The sequence below is a fragment of the Palleronia sp. genome (assembly GCF_042089775.1).
Lineage (GTDB): Bacteria > Pseudomonadota > Alphaproteobacteria > Rhodobacterales > Rhodobacteraceae > Palleronia.
In genome coordinates this window covers 22,005-30,566 of sequence record NZ_JBELKF010000043.1, presented here as the reverse complement: position 1 = coordinate 30,566, position 8,562 = coordinate 22,005, and the positions used below count along the sequence as shown (strand labels likewise).

Annotated in this window: 8 protein-coding genes; 1 reads left to right on the top strand and 7 read right to left on the bottom strand. The window is 67.4% G+C overall.

What is annotated here, in order from left to right; genetic code table 11:
- Both ACFDS3_RS11815 and gltX read right to left on the bottom strand, forming a co-directional pair.
- The coding region (locus ACFDS3_RS11815) for a citrate/2-methylcitrate synthase (protein WP_375262552.1) at positions 1–462 on the bottom strand (462 nt) is incomplete at its 3' end.
- A gap of 50 nt (positions 463–512) precedes the next feature.
- Positions 513–1,946 carry a glutamate--tRNA ligase gene (gene gltX, locus ACFDS3_RS11810; RefSeq protein ID WP_375262551.1) on the bottom strand — a complete coding sequence of 478 codons (1,434 nt, stop codon included), beginning with the start codon at positions 1,944–1,946 and terminating at the stop codon, positions 513–515.
- A gap of 64 nt (positions 1,947–2,010) precedes the next feature.
- Here gltX and ACFDS3_RS11805 point away from each other — a divergent pair, with 64 nt between their 5' ends.
- On the top strand, positions 2,011–4,077 hold the full coding sequence (locus tag ACFDS3_RS11805) for a ComEC/Rec2 family competence protein (protein ID WP_375262550.1): 2,067 nt from the start codon (positions 2,011–2,013) through the stop codon (positions 4,075–4,077).
- Here the strand turns inward: ACFDS3_RS11805 and lexA are convergent.
- The 5 genes from lexA to tyrS all read right to left on the bottom strand — a co-directional run bounded on the left by lexA (position 4,071) and on the right by tyrS (position 8,526).
- Entirely contained in the window at positions 4,071–4,766 is a 696-nt protein-coding gene (gene lexA / locus ACFDS3_RS11800; RefSeq protein ID WP_375262549.1) for a transcriptional repressor LexA, read from the bottom strand. The genes ACFDS3_RS11805 and lexA overlap by 7 nt on opposite strands.
- A gap of 66 nt (positions 4,767–4,832) precedes the next feature.
- The gene (gene glp / locus ACFDS3_RS11795; protein ID WP_375262548.1) at positions 4,833–6,005 is read right to left on the bottom strand and encodes a gephyrin-like molybdotransferase Glp; all 1,173 of its coding nucleotides are present in this window, start codon (positions 6,003–6,005) and stop codon (positions 4,833–4,835) included.
- Entirely contained in the window at positions 6,002–6,481 is a 480-nt protein-coding gene (gene moaC / locus ACFDS3_RS11790) for a cyclic pyranopterin monophosphate synthase MoaC (protein WP_375262554.1), read from the bottom strand. The genes glp and moaC overlap by 4 nt, the downstream gene beginning before the upstream one ends.
- On the bottom strand, positions 6,478–7,278 hold the full coding sequence (trpC, locus tag ACFDS3_RS11785) for an indole-3-glycerol phosphate synthase TrpC (RefSeq protein ID WP_375262547.1): 801 nt from the start codon (positions 7,276–7,278) through the stop codon (positions 6,478–6,480). The genes moaC and trpC overlap by 4 nt, the downstream gene beginning before the upstream one ends.
- Positions 7,279–8,526, bottom strand: coding sequence for a tyrosine--tRNA ligase (tyrS, locus tag ACFDS3_RS11780; protein WP_375262546.1), 1,248 nt, complete (start codon positions 8,524–8,526; stop codon positions 7,279–7,281).
- Positions 8,527–8,562 lie beyond the last annotated feature (36 nt).

Here is an 8,562-nt window from a genome sequence, read left to right as displayed (position 1 = left end):
GATGTCGGTGCTGTCGTGGTAGAAGGCCGACATCGCGCCGACCACGCCGACCATGACGGCCATCGGATGCGCGTCGCGGCGGAAGCCACGGAAGAAGTACTGCATCTGCTCGTGCAGCATGGTGTGGCTGGTCACGCGCGTCTCGAAATCCTCGAGCTGCTCGGCCGTCGGAAGCTCGCCGTAGAGCAGCAGGAAGCACACCTCGAGGAAGTGGGACTTCTCGGCCAACTGGTCGATCGGGTAGCCGCGGTGCAGCAACTCACCCTTCTCGCCGTCGATGAACGTGATCGTCGAGTCGCAGGACGCGGTCGAGGTAAAACCGGGGTCATAGGTGAAGACGCCAGCCTGCGCGTAGAGCTTGCGGATGTCGATGACATCGGGGCCCGCCGTCGGAGAATGAATCGGCAGCTCGAATTCCTGCCCCTCGAGGCTGAGCTTGGCAGTTTTCTGATTTTCGGCCATGTGGCGAAATCCCTGTCCTGTTGGCGTTTGCGGCCTCTACAGGCCGGTAATTAACTTTCCGTGGCCTCCTGTCGAGCCGCGGTCTCCACGGCCTCGCCGATCCGGGCGAGCGTCTCGTCTCGTCCAAGGACGACCATCATATCGAAGACGCTCGGAGTGGCGGTTCGGCCTGCCAGCGCCGCCCGAAGCGGGGCAGCAACCTTGCCAAGGCCCAAGCCGTGGGACTCGACGACTTGGCCGGCCACGGCCTCGAGCATGTCGCGCTCCCAGCTAGCATTTTGCAGCTGCGGCGTCAATTCTGACAGTATACCACAGGATACCGGGTCCAGCGCCTTGAGTGCCTTGGGCTCGATCTCGATCGGACGCGACGTCAGAGCGAAGTGCGCCTTTTCGATCAGGTCGGGCAGCTTTTTCGCCCGGTCCTTGACCAGCGGCAGCGCGCGGGCCAGCGCGTCCCGCTCGGCCGCGGTCAGCGCGGGCAGGTTGGCCGCCGCGCGCCATGCCGCGACCGCGGCCATCAGCGCCCCGGTTTCCATCATCGCAATGTGCTGGCCCGACACGTTGTCGAGCTTCTTGAAATCCAGCCGCGCCGGCGAGCGGCCGATCCCGCTTAGGTCGAACCATTCGAGCGCCTGCTCGGTCGTGAAAACTTCGTCGTCGCCGTGGCTCCACCCCAGCCGCGCAAGGTAGTTGCGCATCGCCTCGGCCGGGTAGCCCATTGCCGCGTATTCCTCGAGGCCGGTGGCCCCGTGGCGCTTCGACAGCTTCTTGCCGTCCTCGCCATGGATCAGCGGGATATGGGCATAGACCGGGCGCGGCCAGCCCATGGCGTCATAGATCAGACCCTGCCTTGCCGCGTTGTTCAGGTGGTCGTCGCCGCGGATCACGTGGGTCACGCCCATGTCGTGATCGTCGACCACCACCGCCAGCATGTAGGTGGGCGAGCCGTCCGAGCGCAGCAGCACCATGTCGTCGAGATGGTCATTGCGGAACCGCACGTCACCCTGCACCTCGTCCGCAATCACTGTCTCGCCTTCGAGCGGCGCCTTCACACGGATCACATAGGGCGCATCGGGATGCTCTTCGGGCGCGCAATCGCGCCAGGGCGAGCGGTAGAGAGTCGAACGCCCCTCGGAGCGTGCCGTCTCGCGGAAGGTTTCGATCTCGTCCTGTGTGGCGAAGCACTTGTAGGCCGCGCCGCTATCGACCATCGCGCGGGCGACTTCGGCATGGCGGTCGGCGCGCTCGGCCTGGCTGACTGCGTCGCCGTCCCAGTCGAGGCCGAGCCACCGAAGGCCCTTCAGGATCGCCTCGGTCGCCTCGGGGGTCGAACGCGCGCGGTCCGTATCCTCGACCCGCAGCAGGAACTTTCCACCGCGTCCGCGGGCGTAAAGCCAGTTGAACAAGGCCGTGCGCGCGGTGCCCACATGCATGAAACCAGTGGGCGAGGGCGCGATGCGCGTCACGATCGGGGCGTCGTTCATATGGGATTAACCGGGTCTGTGGGATCGTCGCCGCCGGTGTAGTCTTTGGGTCCCCGGAGGACAAGTGCGGCAGGCGGTCTGGAACATGCTCGAGGCGCAGCGCGGGGCACTGTTCCTGTGGGTTCCCGTGTTCATGGGCCTCGGCATCAGCCTGTATTTCAGCCTTCCGACAGAACCCGCGCGCCCGGTCTGGGTGGCGCTCGGCATGGTCCTTTCCGTCGGGGCTGCCTGGGCTGCTCGGGGTGGCCGGTGGCCCCCGGCGATGGCCGTGCTGCTGATCGTGGCGGGCATGTGCCTTGCCGGCGTTCGCACCGCCACGGTCGCAGCGCCGGTGTTGGAGTGGCGCTATTACGGGTCGGTCGAGGGCCGTATCGTTGCGGTCGACCGCTCGGCCTCGGACAAGCCGCGCCTCACGCTCGACCGGGTCGTGCTAGAGCGGATCGCGCCCGAACGCACGCCGGCCCGCGTGCGCCTGTCGCTGCACGGCGACCAACGGTGGCTTGATCCGGTGCCGGGGCAGGTGGTGATCGTGACGGCGCACCTCTCGGCTCCAGAAGGCCCGGTTGAGCCCGGCGGCTTCGACTTCCGCCGGATGGCGTTTTTCGACCGCCTCGGCGCCGTCGGCTACGCTCGCAGCCCTGCGCTGTTGCTGAAGCCACCGACAGCCGCCCTGCCGGTCCAGCGCATCCGAGCGGCCATCGGTGCACGCATGCGCGAGGTGCTGCCGGGGCAGACGGGAAACTTCGCCGCCGCGATCACGACCGGCGACCGCAGCGGCATCGACCCGGAGGTGATGGCAGCCCTCCGCGCGTCGAACCTGGCGCATCTCCTGGCGATTTCGGGTCTGCACATGGGCCTGATGACGGGCGTGGTCTTTGCCGCGTTGCGCTTTGCGCTGATCCTGCCGCCGCGGTCGGGCCTGGGGTGGCCCGCCAAATCCCTCGCCGCGGCCGGAGCGCTAGTGGCAGGAGTTGCCTATCTGGCGCTGTCGGGGAACACGGTGGCGACGCAGCGGGCGTTCCTGATGGCAGCGGTGATGCTCGGCGCGGTGATCCTCGGGCGGCGGGCCGTGACGTTGCGTTCCGTGGCGATCGCCGCAATCCTGATCCTGTGCCTTCTGCCCGAAGCCTTGGCCGAGCCGGGATTCCAGATGTCCTTCGCTGCGACAACCGCGCTGGTCGCGGCGTTCGGTGCGCTGCGCGGCCAAACATGGATGCCGCGCAAGGGGGGGGCGGGATTCATCGCGGCGCTGTTCGTGTCGTCCTTCGTGGCGGGAGCCGCAACGGCGCCCTTCGGCGCGGCGCATTTCAACCAGGTCTCGCAATACGGGTTGCTCGCGAACCTCGTCAGCGTGCCGGTCATGGGCGTGCTGATCATGCCCGCGGCCGTGCTGGCCGCCGTGCTCGCGCCCTTTGGCCTTGAAGCGCTTGGTCTCCACCTGATGGCGCCGGGGATCGACTGGATCATCGCGGTTGCGATGCGGGTCGGGACCTGGCCTGGTGCGGCTTTCGCGCTGCCCTCGCCAAGTCCTTGGGCGTTGCCTGCCTTCGCCATTGGCGCGCTGATCCTGATCCTGTGGCGAGGGCGGCTCCGATGGGTCTGTGCGGCGCCTCTGGCCTTGAGCCTCGCGCTCTGGGTGACACCGACGCGCCCGGCGCTGCTGATCGACCCGACCGGGACGCTGGTGGGGCTGATGACGCCCCAAGGCCGGTCGCTCTCCAAGCCGAAAGGCGCGGGATTCGCGGCGCAGGTCTGGCTGGAGAATGATGGAGACACCATCGATCAGGCCGGCGCGGCGGCGCGTCCGGGATGGACCGACGACGTGGCCGTCATTCGCGGCGTGGAGGTTCACCATGTTTACGGGCGCGACAACGCACTCCGCGCCGCGGCCGCCTGCCGACCCGGCCGCATCGTCGTCACCACGGCAGAACTGCCCGGGCCGGCGGACTGCACCCTGTTCGACGCGTCGCGGCTGGCGCGCAGCGGTTCTGTCGCCATCATCGAAACAAAGAACGGCCTCGCGGTGAAGCGCGAGGCCGATGTGTCGGGGCGAAGGATGTGGACCGGGCCGCTTGATCCTCAAGACGAGGTGCCCGAGCCGACGCCGCAGCTGCTGGCGCAGGTTCAGTAGGTGCGAAGAAGCCCGACCAGCTTGCCCTGCACCTTCACCTGATCGTCCCGAAACACCCGGGTCTCGTAGGCAGGATTCGCAGCTTCGAGGGCGATCGACGACCCCTGGCGGCGGAACCGCTTGAGCGTCGCCTCGTACCCCTCGACCACGGCAACCACGATGTCCCCGTTCTCGGCAGCCGAGGTTTCCCGGATCACGACGACATCGCCGTCATTGATCCCGGCCTCGATCATCGAATCGCCGCGAACTTCCAGCGCATAGTGCTCGCCCTGGCCAGACAGCATCTGACCGGGCACGGCGACGTTGTGGCTGACCTCGGAGATCGCCTCGATCGGCACACCGGCGGCAATCCGGCCCATGACGGGCAGTTCGACCGCATGCACTTCGACCGGCATCGCGTTCGGGGGCGGCGGCACGTCCGGACGGTCGCCGTCGATCACGCGGGGGCTGAAGCCGCCGCTTTGGGAATCCAAGTTGTCAGGCAGCTTCAGAATTTCGAGCGCGCGCGCCCGGTGGGGCAGGCGGCGGATAAAGCCACGCTCTTCCAGCGCCGTGATCAGCCGGTGAATGCCCGACTTCGACCGCAGGTCCAGCGCCTCCTTCATCTCTTCGAACGAGGGAGGCACCCCGTCACGTTGCATCCGCTTGTTGATGAAGGATAGCAGTTCCAGTTGCTTGCGGGTCAGCATCGCGCGGTCTCCGGCCATTCGTTGCCGCTATGTTCTAGACGCGTTCCCGCTATGTGTCAACTTTCGTCACAGCCGGATGATGTCGACCGTCTCGCCGACCTGCCGCGCCGGATCGTGGGGCGGCCGGACGATCAGCGCGTCGGCAGAGGACAGGATCGCCAGCCGTGCACTGTCCTGACTTTCGAACGGCGTGACGCTGTCGCCGTCGAGCCGCGCTCGCATGTAGTGTTCCCGGGCGCCGTTCGGCGGCAGGTCGACGGCGAGGCGCGCGGGCGACCGAGGGGCGGGATCGCCCGGCAGGCCAAGCATCACTTGCAGCGCCGGCAAGATGAAGATCGTGCCGCAAAGCACTGCAGATACGGGATTCCCCGGAAGGCCGACCATCGGAATGCCGCCGATCCGCCCGGCCATGAGCGGCTTGCCCGGCCGCATGGCGACCTTGTAGAACGCCCGCTCCATCCCGCGCGCCTCGGCCACCTTGGCGACGAGGTCGCGGTCGCCTACCGACGCACCGCCGACTGTCACGATCATATCGGCACCCGCGGCGAGGTCCAGAACGGTTTCCAGCGACGCTTCGTTGTCGCGCGCGATCGGCAGCATCCGCGCGATGCCGCCTGCGGCTTCGATCATGGCAGCAAGGCCGAATGTGTTGGAGGCCACGATCTGGTCGCGGCCGGGGTCTTCGCCCGGCATCACCAACTCGTCGCCGGTGGCGATGAGGGCGATTTCGGGCCGGCGGCGAAGAGCGACCTCGCCATGTCCCATAGCCGCGATCAGCGCGATGTCCGCCGGGCGCAGGGGGCGGCGCGGCGCGAACGTGGTGCCGGCGGCAAAATCGGCCCCGGCGGCGCGGATGTAGCGTCGGGAATCGAGGGCTTCGTTCAGGACGATCTCGTCACCGTTGCGCGTGACGTCTTCCTGGATGATGACGCGGGCGGCGCCCTCGGGAATGGGCGCGCCGGTGAAGATGCGCACCGCCTCTCCTGCAGAGAGCGGCCCCTCATGCCCGTGCCCGGCCGCGCTTTCGCCGATCATGCGGAAGCGGTCGCCGGGTGCGGGGTCTTCGATCGGGACGGCATAGCCATCCATGGCCGAAGCCGGAAAGGGCGGCTGGTCGCGCTTCGCGATCACAGGCTCGGCGAGGACGCGGCCCGCGGCCGCGCGCAAGGTCACATGTTCGGCGCCGACCGGGCGCACCAAGGCGCATACGCGGGACAGCGCCTCGGCGACGGGGATCAAGGCGCCGCCTCGTAGCGTCCCGACTTGCCGCCTTCCTTGAAGAGCAGGCGGATGCCGCCGATCTCCATGTCCTTCTGGGCCGCCTTCACCATGTCGTAGATGGTCAGGCAGGCGGTCGAGACGGCGGTCAGCGCCTCCATCTCGACCCCTGTCTGGCCGGAGGTCTTGACGGTGGCGGTCACGATCAGTCCCGGCAGGTCGGTATCGGGCGCAATGTCCACGGTCACCTTCGTCACCGGCAGCGGGTGGCAGAGCGGGATCAGATCCGAGGTCCGCTTGGCGCCCATGATCCCGGCAAGCCGCGCCACACCGGCAACGTCGCCCTTCTTGGCGCGGCCTTCCGTAATCATCTCAAGGGTTTCTGGGGACATCTTCACCCAGCCGGTCGCGCGGGCCTCGCGGGCGGTGGACGGCTTGTCCGAGACGTCGACCATGTGGGCGTTGCCCTCGGCGTCGAAATGGGTGAGCGCCATCAGGCCGGAACCGGGTCGGAGAGGATCGCGCGGGTCGCGGCGGCGACGTCGTCCTGCCGCATCAGGCTTTCGCCGATCAGGAAGCGCCGGACGCCCCCTTGCGCGATGTGCGCCAGATCGGCGGGGGTGAAGAGGCCGGATTCGCTGACCACGTGACGGCCCGGCTCGACCCGGGCGGCGAGCCTGTCGGTGGTGTCGAGCGTGGTTTCGAACGTGCGCAGGTCGCGGTTGTTGATCCCGATGAGCGAGGAGCGCAGGCGATGCGCCCGATCCAGTTCGGCCGCGTCGTGCACCTCGACCAGCACGTCCATGCCCCAGTGCTCGGCGGCGTCTTCAAGCTCGGCGGCCTGGGTGTCGCTGACGCTCGCCATGATGATGAGGATGCAATCCGCACCCATGGCGCGCGCCTCGGCGACCTGCCATGTGTCGTAGAGGAAATCCTTGCGCAATGCCGGCAGGTTACAGGCCGTTCTTGAAGCGATCAGGTAGTCCTCGTGCCCTTGGAACGAAGGGGCGTCGGTCAGGACCGACAGGCAGGCCGCGCCGCCGGCCTGGTAGGCACGGGCAATCGCGGCGGGGTCGAAATCGGCGCGGATCAGTCCCTTGGAGGGGCTGGCCTTCTTGACCTCGGCAATCAAACCGTAGCCCTCGGCCGCCTTGGCGGCCAGCGCCGCGCCGAAGCCGCGGACCGGGTCGGCGGCGCGGGCATCGGCCTCGACCGCGGCGGTGGAGCGTGCGGCCTTTCGGGCCGCGATCTCTTCGAGCTTGTAGGTCTTGATGCGATCGAGAACGGTTTCCATTCAGCCCTCCAGCGTCACGAGCGCGTGGCGCTTGCGGCCGGCCGACAGCTTTACCGGCAGCGCGTCGGCGGTGACCATGAGGCCGGCATCGGTCAGCGCGGTGTCGTCCATCTTGGCCCCGCCTTCCGTGATCAGGCGCTTGGCTTCCTTGCCGGACTTCGCCAATCCCGAGCGCACGATCAGCTGCACGATCGAGATGCCGTCCGCGATCTCGGCCCGCGGCAGGGCGAGGGTGGGCAGGTCGTCCCCGACGCCGCCCTTCTCGAACACCTCGCGCGCGGTGGCATGGGCGGCTTCGGCGGCCTCGCGCCCGTGGCAGAGGGTCGTCACCTCGTTGGCGAGGATCACCTTGGCCTCGTTGATCTCGGAGCCTTCCAGCGCACCAAGACGCTCGCATTCGTCCACCGGAAGCTCGGTATAGAGCTTCGCGAAGCGGCCCACATCGGCGTCGGTCGTGTTGCGCCAGAACTGCCAGAACTCGTAGGGCGACAGCATATCCGCGTTCAGCCAGATGGCGCCGCCCTGGCTCTTGCCCATCTTGCGGCCGTCGCTGGTGGTCAGCAGCGGCGTGGTCAGGCCGTAGATCTCGGTCTCGGCGACGCGGCGGGTCAGGTCGATGCCGTTGACGATGTTGCCCCACTGGTCCGACCCGCCCATCTGCAACATGCAGCCATAGCGGCGGTTCAGCTCGAGGAAGTCGTAGGCTTGCAGGATCATGTAGTTGAACTCGAGGAACGACAGCGATTGCTCGCGGTCGAGGCGCGACTTCACGCTTTCGAAGCTCAGCATCCGGTTCACGCTGAAATGCCGCCCGATATCGCGCAGGAACTCGAGGTAGTTGAGTCCGTCAAGCCACTCGGCATTGTTCAGCATCAGCGCGCCGGTTCCAGCGTCGCCATAGTCGAGATACTTGGCGAAGACGCCCTGCATCCCGTCGATATTCGCCTGGATTGCCGCGTCGTCGAGCAGCGGACGCTCGTCCGCGCGGAAGGACGGATCGCCCACCTTGGTGGTGCCGCCGCCCATCAGCGTGATCGGCTGGTGGCCGGTCTTCTGCAACCAGCGCAGCATCATGATGTTCAGAAGATGCCCGACATGCAGCGACTTCGCGGTGGCGTCATACCCGATATAAGCGGGGACCGTCCCGTTCAGCAGCTTTTCGTCGAGGCCCTCGAGGTCGGTGCATCCGGCCACGAAGCCACGCTCGTGCATCACGTGCAGGAAGTCGGATTTCGGCTGGTAGGTCATGGCGCCTTCGTTCATTTTCGGGCGAGACCCGCTATA